Below are 17,030 nucleotides of genomic sequence, written 5' to 3' on the forward strand. Positions count from 1 at the left end.
TCGGCTTACGGAACCCGCTGAGCAACCATAAACAGGCGCGGAAAAGCCAGCAGTATCTGCCCGTTCTCCTGGAGCGGATACTGCTCTTCCAGCAGCTCGAGGTAGCGTTTCAGAAACTTTTGCTGCTCGCTCTCGTTGAGATCCTGTAGCCACGGCCGTAACCCCGTCGCGCTGACCCAGTCAATAATCGCCTGATGAGAGCTCATCTGATGAAAGTAGGTGGTGCGCCAGATATCCACGTCGCATCCCGCGTCCGTCAGAATATCATAGTAGGCATGAATACCCGGCAGCTGCTCGCGGCCACGATCGGGGTAGCCCTGTTCCCAGGCAACTTCACGCATCAGGGCGTGCGTCGGCTCAAGCCAGTTGTCAGGCATTTGTATCGCCAGCACGCCGTTTAACTGGAGCAGTGAAACCAGATGCGGCAGAAGGTGGTAATGGTCCGGGATCCATTGCAGGGAAGCATTGGCGTAGATCAGGCTGAGAGGCTGGTCAGGTTTGTAGTGACGGATATCCGATTCAACAAAGTGGCAGTCTGGCAGGGCCTGTCGGGCTTCCTCCAGCATCGCCGGGGAGTTATCCACACCGGCTATCTGCGCTGAAGGCCAGCGTTGTTTCAGCATCGCGGTGCTGTTGCCTGGCCCGCAACCCAAATCCACGCCAGAGGTTATGTCAGCAAGCGGCAACCGGGCCAGTAACTCAGCGGCGGGACGTGTGCGTTCTGCGCTGTATTGTAGATATAGAGAAGGATCCCAGTCGGCCATTTTCGCATCTCCATGTTGAGGTGTTCAGCAAGAATAGCACAGGCAAATACCTGCGCAGGGGCAGGTATCCGGATAAACGTGAGATTATAAAATGCCTTTCAGGGCCACGTGATAAAGCAGCATGATGGTTTTACCGTCGACGATCTGGCCATTCTCGATGCCACGAAGCGCGTCGTCCAGCGTCATTTCCAGCACGTCGATATCTTCCCCCTCTGCTTTAACGCCGCCGCCCGCGCTGGTCCGATCCTGCGGGTGATATTCCGCCAGATAGAAGTAGAGTTTTTCGGTAACGGAGCCCGGGCTCATATAGGCCTCAAAAATTTTCTCTACGCGCGTCACCTTATACCCGGTTTCCTCTTCCGCTTCGGCCTTAATCCGGCTTTCCGGGTCAAGGTTATCGAGCAACCCGGCAGCCGCCTCAATGAGATCCTCTTCGTGACCATTGATAAACACAGGGAAACGAAACTGACGTGTAAGAATGACTGTTTTGCTGTCGCGATTATAGAGCAGGATCGTCGCGCCATTCCCGCGGTCATACACTTCACGCTCTTGCCGCTGCCAGTCACCATCGCTGCGCTGGAGGTCAAAAGTGTATTTTTTCAGGTTATACCAGTTGTCGGACAACGTTTCGCTGTTAATGATGCGTATATCTGCACGTTTTGATTGCACGTTTGGCTCTCCTCTCGTAGAGTATGCATCATAAACAGCATTTTCGTGTAATTACAATAATTATCGTGCAACATCAGGAATAATTCATGCTCACAAGTCAGCGTAAACAGTTGATTCTGGAAAAGCTGGAGGCGGAAGGCCAGGTTCAGTCAACTGCGCTCAGCCTCTTTTTCTCGGTGTCTGAGGACACTATCCGCCGGGATCTACGTGAACTGGCGGCAGAAGGGCGTTTGCAGCGTGTCCACGGCGGCGCGCTTCCGGCATCTTCAGCGATTGCGCCTTTTGCCGAGCGTCAGTCCGTTAAAATGGATGCAAAAAAACGCGTGGCACGTCGGGGCGCGCAGCTCATTTCACCGGGGCAGGTGGTGATCATTGATGGCGGGACGACCACCTCAGAACTTATTACCTTCTTGCCGCCAGATTTGCGGGTAACCGTGGTGACGCACAGCCCGGGTATTGCATTGGGGCTGGTCAACCATCCGTGCATAGAGGTGATCCTGATTGGCGGTCGTTTGTATAAACACTCCATCGTCACGGTCGGCGCGGCCGCTATTGAAGGCATCAACAATATTCATGCGGATCTGTTTTTCATGGGTGTCACCGGCGTGCATCCTGAGGCCGGGCTGACCACCGGAGATTATGAAGAAGCATGCATCAAACGTGCATTTTCCGGCAGAGCGGCGGAAACGGTGGTATTGGCCTCACCGGAAAAGATCAACACGGCCTCGGCGTTTGTGATTGGCGATTTGTCGCTGGTGAATACGCTCGTTGTTGAAAACACAACGGATGAACGCTGGGTCAACGCTATGAAAGAAAAGGGCGTTGCAGTGATCGCCAGCCAGTAAATATCCGCTTTTTTGCCAGCCTGACTGCGTGGCTGTCAAACAGACAAAGGTTATTCATCACGCAGATTCCTAGACTAAGGCTTTCATCTGTTTAAGGAAAAGCCATGAAAGCGATCTCCATTCTGGCGTATGGCGCGGACCCAACCGCGCAACGCCTGGCAACATCCGCCATTCAGCAGGCCATAAATAGTGCTCAACAGAACGATGTCATCGTTATTCCGCAAGGCCGTTTTCTGACCGGAGCGTTGTTTCTGAAAAGCGGTGTTTCACTTCGCCTGGACGCTGGCGCACAGCTCGTTGGAAGCCAGGATCTGGCTGATTATCCCCTGATAAATACCCGGGTGGCCGGCATTGATATGCGATGGCCGGCAGGCATTATTAATATCATCGATTGTGAAAACGTCAGCATTACCGGTACAGGCACGATAGACGGGCAGGGTGCAATTTGGTGGCAACGCTACTGGGGCGATGACGAGCGCAGCGGCATGGTCGGCGATTACAGCGCAAGAGGGTTGCGCTGGGTTGTTGATTATGACTGTCAGCGCCCGCGCAATATCCTGGTCTTTGAAAGCCAGAGCATTCTGCTGCGTGATTTTACCAGTCGGGAGTCCGGATTCTGGAACATGCACCTCTGTTATTCGCGCCATATCGCGGTTGAGGGCGTGCAAATCAGCAATTCTGCGGGGCCGAGCACCGACGGGATTGACGTCGACTCCTGCGAACAGGTGCGGATTGAACGCTGCATTGTGTCCTGCAATGACGACAATATCTGCATCAAATCAGGACGAGGACGCGAAGCGGCGCAAAAAGCTCGTGCAGCGCGGGATATAGTGATTCGAGGATGTACGCTGAATAAGGGATCCGGGATCACACTGGGGAGTGAAACTTCAGGTGGCATTGAACGCGTCCTGATAGAAGATAACGCGTTTAACGGAACGGGCGTCGGGTTTCGCATTAAATCTGCTCGCAACCGGGGCGGATTTATCCGTGATATCACCGTACAAAATCTACGGCTTACGGACGTGCGTTTTCCGGTGCTGATCCAGTTGAACTGGTTTCCGCAGTATAGCTATGGCGACCAGAGCAATTTATCTGATAAACCAGAACACTGGCGCAAGCTGGCTGAAGGTGTTGAGGGCGAAACCGGTCTTACTGCGGTCAGTGGACTGACGATTAAAAAAATGACGGCGCGTCGATCAGACAGCAAATGCTTTTCGCGGGCATTTTTCATCGAGGGATATCCGGAGCGTCCTGTGGTTGGGTTGACGCTGGAGGGGATTTTGATTGACGCGTCAGAGTTCGGGAAAATTTCTGGTGTGGATGGGCTGCGCTTTAAGGATGTACAGGTGACTTCCGTGGAGATCACGCAAGACCGTAACGACAGTTATGAACGTTGATGGTATAGAACAGAGGGACATGATGCGCTGAATGAGCAGAACAAGGATAGGTCTGAATTGGCTGGATTTACTCGTATTCAATCTCAGTGCGCATAATGTATATTATGTTAAATTCAGTCCGTCGGTCATTTAGTTCATAACCGGCCACAGGATACGATTAATCATACACTTACCTATCCCTCTATCTTCTTCTTGAAGAGACGTTATGTTTAGGAGCTATTTTCTTCAAATATACGAAATGTGCCAGATGTATGTACTTGATCAGTAGATACCACATGGCAGGAAAACGCTTCCGATTAAGAAGCGTTTAATCATAGTGTATGAGATTTATTTAGTCAGGCGCTCAATGAGCTGGCGCTGGTATTCAGGCAAATGGCTGGCACTTACGCCCTGGAAAACCAGAGGTGGTAGCCATGTTATGCCTGCATGTAATGCACTGGCTTTCATTGGTGTGAATACATCGGCAAGCTCGATACCTGTTCTGCCATTTTTTCCGTATGCTGATTCGTCACCGGCAGCAGTAGTAACGATAAGCATTTCTTTACCCTTCCATAAATCAGGACCAACGCTACCCCAGGTATCATTCATATACGCTTTCATCATGGGTGTGATGTTGAACCAGTGAGTTGGAAAGATAAATACTATCCGGTCATTCTGGCGCGTGATACGCCTCTCCTCATCACCGTTTATCTTGCGTGTATCGAAACCATAGAGCGTTTCAAGGTTACGAACAGTCACTCCCTGTACGCTCTCAGCCGCCTGCTGAAGCCCCTTGTGGGTTGGCGGTGAACCCTATGAATATAATGCTGAAAAATTCCTTATAACCTCACTCGATTTACCGGCCAGTTCGGAAGTGTTACAGGCAACAGCTTCACGGCCCTGTGTTGGAGTATCCTATAAACTTGACCAGCGTGTTTTGATGGAATTAATTGCACAGGGATGCCTGCCGCCTGTCAAAAATCGTGACGCGGGTACAGGTGTAGGTATAGGTACCATGACTGATGTTCTGCTGGAGCCTTTCTGCCGCCTGCTTTCCTTGCTTGACGAGCCTGAAGCCATACCTGTTCTGGGACCGCTGATTCAAAGGGAGATACATTACCGGCTTTTGATGAGCGATCAGTCCGATCATCTCAGACAGATTGCAGCAGTAGACGGCCATGGCTACCGTATCGGGAAAGCTATCGACTGGTTAAAAACCAATATAGCATCATCTTTGCGTGTCGAGGAGCTGGCAGCTCGCGTGCAAATGAGTACGCCCTCTTTCCACCAACACTTCAGGCAGCTCGCGGGAATGAGTCCGCTCCGGTATCAGAAATGGCTGCGCCTCAATGAAGCCAGGCGACTGATGCTGACCGATCATTACGATGTCACCACAGCAGCCTATGCTGTCGGTTACGAAAGCCTGTCCCATTTCAGCCGGGAATATACGAGAATGTTCGGGGAATCACCTAAAAGAGATATAACTGTTCTGAGAAAAGCTGCCGGGAAAATATGATATTTAACGAGCTGGTTTTTTTCGTGCACTACCCCGCCCCGGGAAAGCATTATATGTATCATTAGCTTATTAATGAGCTTGCGAAGGCAAATTCCAGTAGTGTTTCGGAACTGAACATTCATTGACATTTCACCCCTGTAAATTGATGTGGATGTTCAACCCTCAGAGGATCAGGCAAATAATTTGTTGTAATTGTGTATTTTTATGTCATCCCTGACAGGTAAATTATTCTCTGTTCACCCTTAAAGGCTTAATTTTATAATGGTGCCAGGGTGTTAATATGAGGCATCAAGGAAAGCTCAACTATCCAGGTTGGCCACAACCAAAGTACATTCAGTTTTCATTCTGAAGCGGAAGCCTGATCCGATTAGAAATATTAACGGGAGTGTAGAAATGGAAGAAGATAAAAATCTGACCCGTCGCGATTAGCATCGCGGCTGAAACTCAATTGAATATCTGAGGCTGTGCGTAATTTATTAATTTCAGTTATAAGTGTTATCAGTTTTATGATGTTGCAATCTGATAACAGCACCATACACTAGTAAATAATCAATATCACATGACGGGTGGGAAAATAAATATCATTAGTTCGTGCTTTATTTGTACACCATAAATTGTTTATCGCTTTCCGTTTTATTTGACGTATCAATTAATTATCAGATTTGAGGTTTTATGAAAACAGTCGGATATGCTGCATTCTCTTCCAGTGCGACATTAGCGCCTTATCAATTTACCCGACGTGAGCTGAAGGAAAATGATATCGCCATCGAAATCCTTTATTGTGGTGTGTGTCATTCTGACCTGCATACGGTGAACGGCGACTGGGGCCCGCAGTCGTATCCGCTGGTACCCGGACATGAAATTGTTGGCGTGGTGAAAGCGACGGGTAGCGGTGTCACTAAATATCAGATTGGCGATAATGTCGCGGTCGGTTGTATGGTCGACAGTTGCATGCAGTGCGACCAGTGTACCCACGGTGAGGAGCAGTTCTGCCGCCAGGGCATGACACCCACTTACGGGGTTCCTGATCGAGTAACCGGCGAAATCACGCAAGGCGGTTATTCAAAGCATATTGTTGTCCGTGAAGAATTTGTGCTCAAAATTCCGGACGGCATGGATCTGTCCCGCACTGCGCCTATCCTTTGCGCTGGTATCACTACCTACTCCCCTTTAAAAACATGGAATGTGAAGTCAGGAAGCCGTGTCGGGGTGATTGGTCTCGGGGGGCTAGGTCATATGGCTGTAAAAATCGCTGTCGCCATGGGGGCTGAAGTTACGGTCATCAGCCGGAGCCGTAATAAAGAAAAAGAGGCGATTACTCTGGGTGCTAAAGGCATTCTTGCCTCCACCGATCAGGCTGAACTTGAAAAAGCAGCCAGTTCTTTTGATGTGATTATCGATACTGCTCCTGTCAAACATGACGTAAATACCTTCACTCCTCTGCTGGATGTCGACGGTACGTTAATCATTGTCGGACAGGTTGGTCCGCTGGAAGAACCCGTAACGGTCCCGCTGATTATGGGACGACGTCGCATTGCAGGATCGTTAATTGGTGGCATTGCCGAAACGCAGGAGCTTCTTAATTTCTGCGCGGCACATGATGTCTATCCGGATTGTGAAATGATCAACATAGAGCACATCAATGATGCTTTCTCCCGTCTTGAAAAAGGGGACATGGCTCATCGCTTTGTCATTGATATGGCTACGTTAAGTGCAGAATAATTCTTCAGCGTGTCTGTAGCGTCGGAAAAGATTTGATCGGAACTGCCTGCCGCACACCTGCACATCCGGCTATCAGGCGTATTTCGGGCATGCGCTCCGGGGACGAAGGATCTTTGTAACGGCCAGGTGGATAAGCCTGGCCTTTCACTGCTTCCCGGGTCAAGCGGTTCTGAGCAGAAATGGCATTATACTGGCGGCTCATATCGCAGCGTTTCAACAATCATGGAGAGCGCAGGCAGCATCTGACGTTCTCCCGGATAGTAAATATAAAAACCCGGTCGTTCTGCCCACCATCCAGGCAGGATCGGCACAAGTTTTCCTGAATCCAGCCATGGCTGGCTGAGTATCTCCGGTAAAAAGGCAATGCCGTAACCCGCCAGCGCTGCATCCATCGCAGCATAATATGAATTAAAGATCAGATGGCCCGCAGGCCGTAAAATCTGCCCCGTTTCATTTTCCTTCACTATCCATGGCGTTGTGCTTCCCCCTGGCGTAAAGCGGGTACTAATACAGGAATACTGGCCTAAATCACCGGGTATAAGCGGTAGCCCTTTATCCTGAACATAACCGGGAGAGGCAACTGCTGAATAACGTAAGTCCGGGCTGATGCGCACAGAGGCCATATTTTTGCCAAGCGAATCACCGTCCCTGATACCGGCATCAAATCTCTCCGTAATTATATCGGTCAGTGCTGCATCCAGAGAGAGCTCAAGCCTGACGTCCGGATAATGGCGTAGCGTTTCGCTGAGGCGTGGCCATACAAAAGTCTTATAGGCAAAATCAGAGACCGTCATTCTTACCGTACCTGCAATAGTACTGCTCAAATCCCTGACGGAGGTCAGCTCACGGGCAATCGTATCCAGCCTGGGGGAAACGCGTTCCAGCAATCTTTTACCCGCCTCGGTCGGGGAAACGCTGCGTGTGGTACGAATCAAAAGACGCAGCCCGATCCGCTCTTCCAGATTGCGGATGGCATGGCTTAATGCTGATTGCGAAACGCCGAGCTCTGCGGCCGCTCTGGTAAAGCTTCTGTGCCGGGCAATGGTAATAAATGCAGTTAGATCCCGGAATATTTCGCCTGACATGCTTCGTCACCTGTTCTCTGGAAAAAATCTGTTTAACAACATGTACTGATTATTCGCTGCTCTGGTTTAAGTGACTGGCAGCGATATCCGGTTCAGTCATTCACATGAAAGCGTAGTGCCTCCACCATCAGACTCATGGCTCTGGAATGCTGTCGCCGGTTTGGATAATAAAGGTGTAGCCCTGGCCAGAGAGGGCACCAGTCATGGAGTACAGAAATCAGCTCTCCGCTATCAATCAAGGGCTGTACCATATCCAGTGGAAGGTAAGCCAGACCGAAGCCTCGCCTCACTGCTTCCAGTATGTCGTAAACGTTATTACATATTACCGACCCGTTGATTTTGACGCTGAACTCGCGGTTATCCTCAACAAATTCCCAGTCATACAACCCACCGTAGGTGGACATGCGTAAACGAACCCCGCTGTGCTGGCTCAGTTCGTCCGGATGTTGCGGGATCGGGTAGCGCGTAAAATACTCTGCTGAAGCGACAACCGCATTTTTCACGTCTGCACTGATGCGAACGGAAATCATGTCCTGGGCCAGGTCGGCCCCAAACCGGACGCCAGCATCATACCCCCGGGCAGCAATATCTACGCTTTCATACTCGCTGATAAGCTCAACGGTAATGTCCGGATACTGTCTCAGAAAAGGGGTTAACCGGGGCCACAGAACCGAGCGTATGACGTAGTCAATGGCGGTAATGCGCAGCGTTCCGGTAGGTCTGTCGCGTAAGTCATTGAGGGATTCCAGTTCATTTGTGATCTGCTCAAACTCCGGTACCAGACGCTCGACGAGATGCTGGCCCGCCATTGTCATCGCAACGCTTCGTGTGCTGCGCTGGACAAGACGCACTCCCAGCCGTTCCTCAAGACCGCGTATGCTCGCGCTGAGTGCAGGTTGTGTGACGCCCAGCTGAGCCGCTGCTCGGGTAAAACTGCCCGTCTGGGCAACTGCAATGAGTGCGATTAATTCACTGAACCCTTCTCTTGCCATCTTTCTCCCTCACCGGCTGTGTCCCCCCGGACGACACAGTGTCTCCAGATAATGTGGATAAGATATCACGGGCATTAATGAATTTCATTTATGAATGTCAGAAATTAAACCAGGTGTTTAACCGAGCCAGCCTGATGTACATTAATAACCACTGGCTGATCTTCAATAACGTTTTTATTTGCCCGTCCAGGAATTATATCAGAATTGATTCTTTTCGGCTGGCTATAGGCACCTGAAAAATAAAGCTGAACGTATACGGATATTTTTACAGTCCAACTTGTGCTTTCGGCTTATACGGTGGCTCCTGTCAATCTCATCAGTGAGGTAATACTATGTCCTTAATTAAGGTTTCTCTTTTGTGTGCTTCAATGCTGGCGGCAGGCTCTGTTATGGCTGCACAAAAAATTCCTTCGACTGTCGCCGAGGGCGTCAATGTTTCAGGTTCGCAAAAAGTTACGTTTAAAAATGGCAGCTTAACCATGGCGGGTAATTTATATCTCCCGCCTGATTATGACAGCGCCCGTAAATATCCGGCTATCGTAGTCTCTCATCCCTGGGGGGGCGTTAAGGAGCAGACATCCGGGCTTTACGCACAACAGCTGGCAAAGCGTGGGTTTATTACTCTGGCTTATGATGCGTCGCATTATGGTGAAAGCGGTGGGTTGCCTCGTGACCTGGAGAATCCGTCCGACCGTGTACAGGACATCCGCAGTGCTATTGGCTATCTTGCCAGCCTGCCGCAGGTTGATCCGGGCCGCATTGGTACTCTCGGCATTTGTGCTGGCGGAGGCTATACGCTGCACGAAGCGCAAAACGATTTACGCGTAAAGGCTGTTGCCGGTGTCGTCACCTATGATATTGGCGATGCAACCCGCAACGGTATTGAAGGCCTGCCGGTTACGGCAAGCGATCGCACAAAATTGATGCAAAGCGTGGATGAACAACTGAACAAAGAGGCCAGCGGTGCATCGGTGCTGGTTCAGCAGTTGCTGCCTTCACGGGATACGGTAAATGCCAGTACGCCTAACTTTGTCCGGGAGGCGACTGATTATTACCTGACTCCGAGAGGAGCTCATCCGAATGCACGTAACCGTTATGTCGTCACCAGTCCAGGACTCCATATGGCCTACTATCCACTTGAGCATATGGATTTGATTTCGCCCCGCCCCGTGCTGCTCATTGCCGGTGAAAAAGCTGAAACAAGAAAATTCAGCCAGCAGGCTTATGACGGAGCGAAAGAACCGAAAGAGCTGGTTATTATTCCTGGTGCATCACATTTTGATTTATATGACAAGCCGCAGTTTGTTAACCCTGCACTGAATAAGCTGGCAGAGTTCTTTAGCAAAAACCTTTAATCATATCCTCACGTAGGTGTATGTGAATAAGCAGCAGAAAGTCCGAAATTACGCTAAGGGACCTTCTGCGGGCAAAATATTAAGAGGAGAAAATTATGAATATTTCACTGAAAAATAAAGTCGCGCTGGTCACCGGTGCCGCGTCCGGTATTGGATTTGCAACTGCTCGTGCTTATGCAGAAGCGGGGGCAGCCGTCGTGTTAGCGGATATTAATTCTGAACTGGTAGATAAGGCCGCAAACGATCTGATTTCCCGTGGCTTCGAAGCTAAATCATTTACCTGTAATGCGGCAAATCTTGATGAAGTTGAAGCGATGGTTCAATTCACTGTTTCTACTTACGGTCGTCTGGATATCGCATTTAATAATGCCGGTGTACAGAATAAACTTGTCGAAATCGCGGACGCTACCGTGGAGGACTTCGACCGCGTTAATGCCGTGAACCTCCGGGGCGTCTGGGGATGTATGAAGTATGAACTTCAGCAGATGCGCAAGCAGGAAAGTGGTGTCATCGTAAACTGTTCTTCTATCGGCGGAATTGTGGGCGGTGCAGAACGTGCGAACTACCACGCCGCGAAGCACGGTGTGCTGGGCCTGACCAAGAGTGCAGCTCTTGAATATGCAGGCCGGAACATCCGGGTGAATGCAGTTTGTCCGGGACTTATCTGGACGCCAATGGTCGATGCTATGGTCGCATCAGGCCAGAAAGAAGCCCTGGAAGGCATGGTGAAAGCCGTTCCGTTGCAGCGCCATGGTAATCCGGAAGAAATTGCCGATGCCGTGCTCTGGTTATCCAGTGATGCATCGTCCTACGTTACAGGCCAGTCAATTTCGGTTGATGGCGGCCTGACCACGCGCTAAGCATAGCTGCCCTAATTATTACCCCCTGTTTGTTTTCCCTCATTGAAACACTGCCCTGTTTAACAGGGCTTTTTTAACTTTTCTGTTAAACCGCCTGTACGGTCATCTATCACCTTTCAAGCCCTTATCTTCAACGGGATGACTGATGCAGCCATGCTACCAGACGCAACAAACCTTCGCTTTCATAACCCTCCTGCAATAATCGGTCTTCTCTACAGATCCTAACCCGAATCCTTGCCCACTTTTCTCATACCGAGTGTTATTTCTACACGAGCGTTGGGAAGACATTCCTGAACTGACGAAGAGTAAGCTCTCAGATAACATACATAGAAGGCGCATTTCTTCTTAGTTCATGAAGTCCTTTTGATATGAACTCATCCTATTCATAAAAAGATATTCTAAAACAATGAGATATACGCTAGATGCATTATGAACTAAGCTTTCGTAAAACATAAGTTAAATACGGTGAGTTTATTCTTTAGTCCATGAGTTCCTCTCTTTCAGGAGCTTACCGATGAATCAGAGAAATCATCTCATAGTTGATGATGTGACTACCCTACCGGTTATGTTCGCCACAATTTATGGAATGAATGAACTGAGCAAGAAACATCTGGGGATTCAAGAAAACATTCTGTGTTCGCTGCGTTTCTAATAGCGGACGGCGCTATGTCCATAGCGGAATTTATGGGGTTCAGTCGCGATGTTGGCCTGGGGATCTTTAACGCAACCACGCTTGCAGCCAGCGTTTATGGGGTGTTTGGTATGACTGGTAAAGCTGATGCCTGGCGTCTTTTCCGTTATCTTCCCGGAGACTATTACCGCAAGGTGGAAACCATGTCTCCGGGTAAACTGACGATGAAGGTTATGGGATGGGGGGTGAGCGCGAAGGTGGTACTGGAACTCCTTACCCGTGATGACCGGAGTCGCTGATCTGTGTTCTCATCAGCTTCCATGATTTATAGCCAAGTCTGACCGGCATCACCAGAAGCAGAACAATTAGCAAAAAGACGACGGCAACCACACAGGAGATAACATGGCTGGCGCTGCCAAAGATCGCGGTGAACAAGGTGATGATGGCCATCCCGCCGGTGATCCAGGCTACCGACAGGAAATAACCGGCCAGATCCTTCAGAACCTTTTCCTGCGATTCCCCCGTCGCCTGATGACGTTTGATTCGCTCGATATCCTTACTGGTGAATCCTGCCGCTATGAGTTCCTGGTTTTTCACTATCATTCACGTCTCCTTTAACCTGAAAAAATAATACACTATTTATAAGATCGGTTCCTTGCTGCTTTTGTTTTAAACTTCCCGGATTGTTGTAATGGGGGGCAGTTTGGATATAGAAAATAAACACTGAGTATTTAAATGTTTAAAGTTTTAACCCGTCGCCTGCAATATTGTAATGAGGTGTCCGCCAGCATAAAAAATGCCGCCCCGAAACAGTTGCAGCAGCTGAAGACGCAGCTGGCTGATGATATGGTTAAGCCCGTGGGGCTTCATTCCATGGGTATTCCGGCAGCGGTTAGTACGCTCGGGGTGATTGTCAGTTTCGCCATTCCGCAACTGTGGCTGGGGTATGGCGTACTCACCGCGCTCGGCCAGCCAGCAGAGCGCGTTTTCGTGTGGGTTGTGCTGATCGCCCTGCTCTTTGCCGGCATCAACGGAGTGACGATGTTTATGATTGGTAAAGGTAGCATGCGCGCCGTGCGGTTACATCTTACGATGGCGGTGCTAAGCCTGGTATTAACGGCAGCCTATCTGCTGGCTGCGCTGAGCGGTACTTCTTCTCCGGGCGTCAGCCTGACCGCGGCACTGGTAAGTATTGTCATGCTTGGGCTTAGCGGCAGCTGTATCCTCTCTACCGCTTTCTATAAGATGCTGCTATTTACTTTGCATAACAGAGTCTGGCGCAAGCTTATCAGCCAGACGGGCTGAACATTCATTCCATAAAATCCCGCCGCTACTGAGGAAGCCTGAGAAACAGTGTCCGTTCCTGAGTCTGCGATGCTTTAAAACCATGGTGGATATAAAACGCTTTGGCGTCCTCAGTGAGTGCATGAACCATGATCGCCCGCACCCCAATATTCTCTGCTACCCGATAACAGCGTAAAACCGCATCCTGGAGTAAATCGGCTCCCAACCCATTTCCGCGTATTGAGACATCGACAGCCAGACGGGCAAGAATAATCACGGGAATGGGATCCGGCATGTTACGCCGCAAATTACCTGTCGCTTCCGTATGGTTAACGCTGCCGGTAGCCAGAGAGTAAAATCCCGCGACCTGCTTTGTGCCCGTTTTACAAACGACAAACGTTCGGGCTGCGCCAAGCGCCTGGTTTTTCAGACCTCTTTGTTTTAACCATTCGTCAAGCACGGCCTCTCCACTGATGAACTCCGCCAGTTGATGGACGCTGGATAAGGGCTCTGGGGGGGTTACACGTCCCACTGAGGTTTCCTTGCCAGCAGTTTTTCTATGGCAGGATCGTCGGCGACCGGGGCATCAAGCATATCAATGAACTCTGCATACTGTTCATCGTTAAAATTGAATACACGCCGATCGAGGATCACATTTTCGGCTGCCTGACAGGCCATCTCCAGAATGAAGTCAGTACGTGATTTATGGAGGATCTCTGCGGCGGCATCGATAAGCGCCCGCTGGGATTCTTTGGCTCTAAGATTGAGTTGAACATCTGATTTCATGGGTATACCTCTTGTATAGCAATTGCTTTACAAGCATAGCATAAGCGGCGCGTATAGCAATCGCTATACAGGTCCCTTAATCATGTCTGACCTCTTCACTCTGCATATCGCAAGAATTTGCTCTCTCAGCCAGCGGTGCGCGGGATCGCGTTCCATTCTTGGGTGCCACATCTGTGATACCGTAATTAGACGGCTTTTGAACGGCAGCTCGAAAACCTGTACCTGGTCCGTTACCTGCTGATTGAGTAAATAGAGAGCGGGTATCATGGCGATAAGATCCGATGCCACCGCCACGGACAGCGCCGTCGGAAATCCCGGTACGACGCTCGCGATTTTACGTTTTGTTCCGAGTTCGGCCAGCGCATCGTCAACGGATCCGTGCAGTGCACCCTCGGGTGACGCTACCACATGGCCCCAGGCGACATAATCCTTCACCCCTATTTCTGCCTGCTTAGCCAGCGGATGCCCCTTACGCACGACGCCCACAAACCGATCCTCAAACAGTCGTTGCAGCCGTATTTCAGGCCCCATATTACTCTGGACGCCAATCTCCAGATCAACCAGCCCTTCCCGAAGATAGCGCGACGTTTTTTCCGGCTTAGGCGCAAAGCGTATACAGACGTCCGGCGCGGCGTCGGCCACAGCCGCTATAAGCGCAGGCCCAAACGCCACCACAAAACCATCGTTTGCCCTGATGGTAAAAAGTCGCGCCAGGCTTCGCGCGCTGAACGTTTCAGTTGAGGGCTGTAATACCGCCCTGGCCTCGTGCACTGCACGCCTGGCATGGTCCCGGGTCGCTTCGGCCCACGGGGTCAGTACCATGTTACGTCCGGCGCGCACCAGAATCGGATCGCCAGTGACGTCGCGTAACCTGCTTAATGTCCGGCTCATTGCCGAGGTGCTGAGGTTCAGACGACGTGCCGCGCCTGCCACGCTCGCTTCGCTCAGCAATATGTCGAGTGCTATCAGCAAATTAAAATCGGGTTCGGACATCTCCCTCCTCCCTGCATATTCAGATAAGGCGTTTCATGCAACGATAAAGTGTAAATGGTGCGCCTTCCGCCCTGCAAAAGCCATCTTTATAGTTTTGTCATCCACACACTCTTCTCTAAGGACAACAAGATGATGCTTTTTTCCAGCCAACCCGGCGACGATGGACTGCCTGGCCCGACGCGCGCACGGGTGATGGCCGCGATAATGACCACCACGGTAATGGGCGTGTTTGATGGCACCATGATCAATATTGCCCTGCCCTCCATGGCTCAGGAGATACAGGTGCCAGCCAGTTATGCCGTCTGGTTCGCCAACGGGTATCTGCTGGCGGCTGCAATGACGCTGGCGATATTCGCGGCGCTTGCGGCCCGCCTGGGTTATCGCCCCGTATTTCTGGCAGGCCTGACGACCTTTACCCTGACATCGCTGGGTTGCGCGCTGGCGAAAACGCCCGAAGTGCTTATCGGTATGCGTGTGCTTCAGGGGATCGGCGGCGCAGCGACGCTGAGTATTGCTCCCGCGATACTTCGGTCCGTATTTCCCGGACGATTGCTTGGCCGCATTCTGGGTTTGCACGCCCTGCTCATCGCCTCCAGCTCCGCTATCGGCCCGGTATTGGGCGGTACGATCCTTCACACCCTGAGCTGGCAATGGCTTTTTGCGATAAACGTTCTTCCCGGCACCCTCGCCTTGCTGCTGGCGGTCAAAGCGCTGCCGCGGGATGCGGTTCGAAAGCAAGCGCCCTTTGACACCCTGGGCGCCATATTGTCGGCGCTGCTGTTGGGTTCGACGATCGTGGCGGCGAACAGCCTCCAGGATGCTACTTATCACACAGGTAGTCTTTGCTGGACGGTTCTCGCTGCGCTGAGCGGCATGGCTTTTATCTGGCAGATCCGCCGCACGGATAACCCCTTACTGCCGCCAGCCATATTTAAAAATGAACGTTTTACCCTCGCGGCCTTAACGTCGATGATTGCTTTTGTCAGCCAGGGTATCACCTTTATTGCGCTGCCCTTCCTGTTTCAGAGCGAATACGGCTACAGTCCGGTGATTTCTGCCCTGCTATTTACGCCGTGGCCGCTCGGGATCGTGCTGATTGCGCCGCATGCAGGCCGGTGGGCGGACACGATTTCCGCCCCGGTGATTTCAACTCTGGGGCTGATGATTTTTGTCGTCGGTTTGATTCTGCTGGCAACATTACCCGCCAGCCCTTCGATGTGGGATATCTGCCTGCGAAGCCTGGTTTGCGGGATGGGATTTGGCTGCTTTCAGAGTCCCAATAACCGGGAAATGCTCTCAAACGTTAGTCGTGACTATGCGAGCTATGCATCCGGTGTGTTATCCATTATGCGCACGTTCGGGCAGTGTCTGGGGACCGCCGCTGTGGGCGTACTGCTGGCGACAAATGAGAGAGCAATTCATGCTGCACTGTGGATCGCTGCGGCGGCTTCTGCCGTAGCGGTCATCGTCAGCGCGAGCCGACTGCGTAAAATCACTCATCCTGCGGAAACAGGTTGAGCGAGCAAAAGCTCCCGGGTCGCATCTTCAAAATTAGGGCGCGGCCCGTACACCACTTTTACATGCTGTAATTCATTAATGATTTCATTACTGATGTCGTGACCATAATCCACTGTAGAGGCGCTATCTTTATTGAAAACGACCGAATAGTGATGATCTATTCTGTATTTTACAACGGTATCAGATATGACTCGCTGGCTTATATGCCGCAGGCGACCCTGCTCTGCCCGCAGTTGCGTGTTTTTACTCATATCATCGATCGCTTTCATTTCACGGCGCAAGGGTTCTGGCAGAGCGTAATATTTTTTCTCAACTTCAAGCGCGGATTTTTTAGCTAATGCGAGAAGTATTTCGTTCTGCTTTTTTTCCTGTGCCAGTAACGGTGATTCACGCAAGATCCGCTTGTAAGAAATACATGCAACCCCTTTTTGTCCGGCGTGAGGCTTAAGGTGACCGTTAAAAGAATATAATCCTACAAGACACACAAAAATTAACAGAATGAATGAAAAGCGTGGCTCAGACCGTTTAGTAATCATTGTCAGTTCCACCGAATAAATAGGGTCGCAGAGGAAATGTACACGACAGAAACACATAACGGTAGCGCAGAGGTGTACAAAAATAAACCGCAGCGCTA

At 50.7% G+C, this 17,030-nt stretch carries 17 protein-coding genes and 2 pseudogenes; 9 read left to right on the forward strand and 10 right to left on the reverse strand.

The genetic code is table 11. The features are described from left to right. Positions 1-5: 5 nt before the first annotated feature. Both tam and L2Y28_RS10855 read right to left on the reverse strand, forming a co-directional pair. Positions 6-764 carry a trans-aconitate 2-methyltransferase gene (gene tam / locus L2Y28_RS10850; RefSeq protein ID WP_022648127.1) on the reverse strand — a complete coding sequence of 253 codons (759 nt, stop codon included), beginning with the start codon at positions 762-764 and terminating at the stop codon, positions 6-8. An 84-nt stretch (positions 765-848) separates the two neighbouring features. After that, positions 849-1,433, reverse strand: a complete 585-nt coding sequence (locus L2Y28_RS10855; protein WP_022648128.1) for an NUDIX domain-containing protein — start codon at positions 1,431-1,433, stop codon at positions 849-851. Between the two features lie 86 nt (positions 1,434-1,519). On the opposite strand from L2Y28_RS10855, the gene L2Y28_RS10860 reads away from it, so the two are divergent. Both L2Y28_RS10860 and L2Y28_RS10865 read left to right on the forward strand, forming a co-directional pair. Beyond that, positions 1,520-2,278, forward strand: coding sequence for a DeoR/GlpR family DNA-binding transcription regulator (locus L2Y28_RS10860; RefSeq protein ID WP_022648129.1), 759 nt, complete (start codon positions 1,520-1,522; stop codon positions 2,276-2,278). A 104-nt stretch (positions 2,279-2,382) separates the two neighbouring features. Continuing rightward, the gene (locus L2Y28_RS10865; RefSeq protein WP_022648130.1) at positions 2,383-3,675 is read left to right on the forward strand and encodes a glycoside hydrolase family 28 protein; all 1,293 of its coding nucleotides are present in this window, start codon (positions 2,383-2,385) and stop codon (positions 3,673-3,675) included. A 327-nt stretch (positions 3,676-4,002) separates the two neighbouring features. Here L2Y28_RS10865 and L2Y28_RS10870 read toward each other — a convergent pair. Continuing rightward, positions 4,003-4,449 (reverse strand): annotated as a pseudogene (locus L2Y28_RS10870) (NAD(P)H-dependent oxidoreductase); the annotation flags it as partial. Here L2Y28_RS10870 and L2Y28_RS10875 point away from each other — a divergent pair. Together L2Y28_RS10875 and L2Y28_RS10880 are read left to right on the forward strand one after the other, a co-directional pair. After that, a pseudogene (locus tag L2Y28_RS10875) lies at positions 4,448-5,170 on the forward strand (AraC family transcriptional regulator N-terminal domain-containing protein); the annotation flags it as partial. The pseudogenes L2Y28_RS10870 and L2Y28_RS10875 overlap by 2 nt on opposite strands. A gap of 672 nt (positions 5,171-5,842) precedes the next feature. Further along, positions 5,843-6,892 (forward strand): NAD(P)-dependent alcohol dehydrogenase, encoded by a 1,050-nt coding sequence (locus L2Y28_RS10880; protein WP_022648132.1) that lies wholly within the window; start codon positions 5,843-5,845, stop codon positions 6,890-6,892. A 185-nt stretch (positions 6,893-7,077) separates the two neighbouring features. On the opposite strand, the gene L2Y28_RS10885 is transcribed toward L2Y28_RS10880, so the two are convergent. Further along, positions 7,078-7,977, reverse strand: coding sequence for a LysR family transcriptional regulator (locus L2Y28_RS10885; protein WP_022648133.1), 900 nt, complete (start codon positions 7,975-7,977; stop codon positions 7,078-7,080). 92 nt (positions 7,978-8,069) lie between these two features. After that, positions 8,070-8,969 carry a LysR family transcriptional regulator gene (locus tag L2Y28_RS10890; RefSeq protein ID WP_022648134.1) on the reverse strand — a complete coding sequence of 300 codons (900 nt, stop codon included), beginning with the start codon at positions 8,967-8,969 and terminating at the stop codon, positions 8,070-8,072. A 332-nt stretch (positions 8,970-9,301) separates the two neighbouring features. On the opposite strand from L2Y28_RS10890, the gene L2Y28_RS10895 reads away from it, so the two are divergent. The 3 genes from L2Y28_RS10895 to L2Y28_RS10905 all read left to right on the forward strand — a co-directional run bounded on the left by L2Y28_RS10895 (position 9,302) and on the right by L2Y28_RS10905 (position 12,114). Then, positions 9,302-10,324, forward strand: coding sequence for an alpha/beta hydrolase (locus L2Y28_RS10895; RefSeq protein WP_022648135.1), 1,023 nt, complete (start codon positions 9,302-9,304; stop codon positions 10,322-10,324). 95 nt (positions 10,325-10,419) lie between these two features. Then, complete coding sequence (locus tag L2Y28_RS10900; protein WP_022648136.1) at positions 10,420-11,184, forward strand: SDR family NAD(P)-dependent oxidoreductase; 765 nt, start codon at positions 10,420-10,422, stop codon at positions 11,182-11,184. Between the two features lie 666 nt (positions 11,185-11,850). Next, positions 11,851-12,114: a DUF4225 domain-containing protein gene (locus L2Y28_RS10905; RefSeq protein WP_022648138.1), complete on the forward strand. Its 264-nt coding sequence runs from the start codon at positions 11,851-11,853 to the stop codon at positions 12,112-12,114. Here L2Y28_RS10905 and L2Y28_RS10910 read toward each other — a convergent pair. Next, positions 12,089-12,418, reverse strand: a complete 330-nt coding sequence (locus L2Y28_RS10910; protein WP_022648139.1) for a hypothetical protein — start codon at positions 12,416-12,418, stop codon at positions 12,089-12,091. The genes L2Y28_RS10905 and L2Y28_RS10910 overlap by 26 nt on opposite strands. A gap of 132 nt (positions 12,419-12,550) precedes the next feature. Between L2Y28_RS10910 and L2Y28_RS10915 the strand changes: the two genes are divergently transcribed. Continuing rightward, complete coding sequence (locus L2Y28_RS10915; RefSeq protein ID WP_022648140.1) at positions 12,551-13,120, forward strand: hypothetical protein; 570 nt, start codon at positions 12,551-12,553, stop codon at positions 13,118-13,120. 25 nt (positions 13,121-13,145) lie between these two features. Here the strand turns inward: L2Y28_RS10915 and L2Y28_RS10920 are convergent, their stop codons facing one another. The 3 genes from L2Y28_RS10920 to L2Y28_RS10930 all read right to left on the reverse strand — a co-directional run bounded on the left by L2Y28_RS10920 (position 13,146) and on the right by L2Y28_RS10930 (position 14,878). Beyond that, complete coding sequence (locus L2Y28_RS10920) at positions 13,146-13,631, reverse strand: GNAT family N-acetyltransferase (RefSeq protein ID WP_022648141.1); 486 nt, start codon at positions 13,629-13,631, stop codon at positions 13,146-13,148. Then, complete coding sequence (locus L2Y28_RS10925) at positions 13,619-13,885, reverse strand: DUF1778 domain-containing protein (RefSeq protein WP_003857131.1); 267 nt, start codon at positions 13,883-13,885, stop codon at positions 13,619-13,621. Before L2Y28_RS10925 ends, L2Y28_RS10920 begins: the two co-directional genes overlap by 13 nt. A 63-nt stretch (positions 13,886-13,948) precedes the next feature. Then, entirely contained in the window at positions 13,949-14,878 is a 930-nt protein-coding gene (locus tag L2Y28_RS10930; protein WP_022648142.1) for a LysR family transcriptional regulator, read from the reverse strand. A 129-nt stretch (positions 14,879-15,007) separates the two neighbouring features. Between L2Y28_RS10930 and L2Y28_RS10935 the strand changes: the two genes are divergently transcribed. Beyond that, positions 15,008-16,396 carry an MFS transporter gene (locus L2Y28_RS10935; RefSeq protein ID WP_022648143.1) on the forward strand — a complete coding sequence of 463 codons (1,389 nt, stop codon included), beginning with the start codon at positions 15,008-15,010 and terminating at the stop codon, positions 16,394-16,396. On the opposite strand, the gene L2Y28_RS10940 is transcribed toward L2Y28_RS10935, so the two are convergent. After that, complete coding sequence (locus L2Y28_RS10940) at positions 16,375-16,932, reverse strand: OmpH family outer membrane protein (RefSeq protein ID WP_022648144.1); 558 nt, start codon at positions 16,930-16,932, stop codon at positions 16,375-16,377. The two genes, L2Y28_RS10935 and L2Y28_RS10940, sit on opposite strands and share 22 nt — an antisense overlap. Between the last annotated feature and the right edge of the window lie 98 nt (positions 16,933-17,030).

This window comes from Enterobacter sp. JH25, from assembly GCF_021725435.1.
Taxonomy (GTDB): Bacteria; Pseudomonadota; Gammaproteobacteria; order Enterobacterales; family Enterobacteriaceae; genus Enterobacter; species Enterobacter intestinihominis.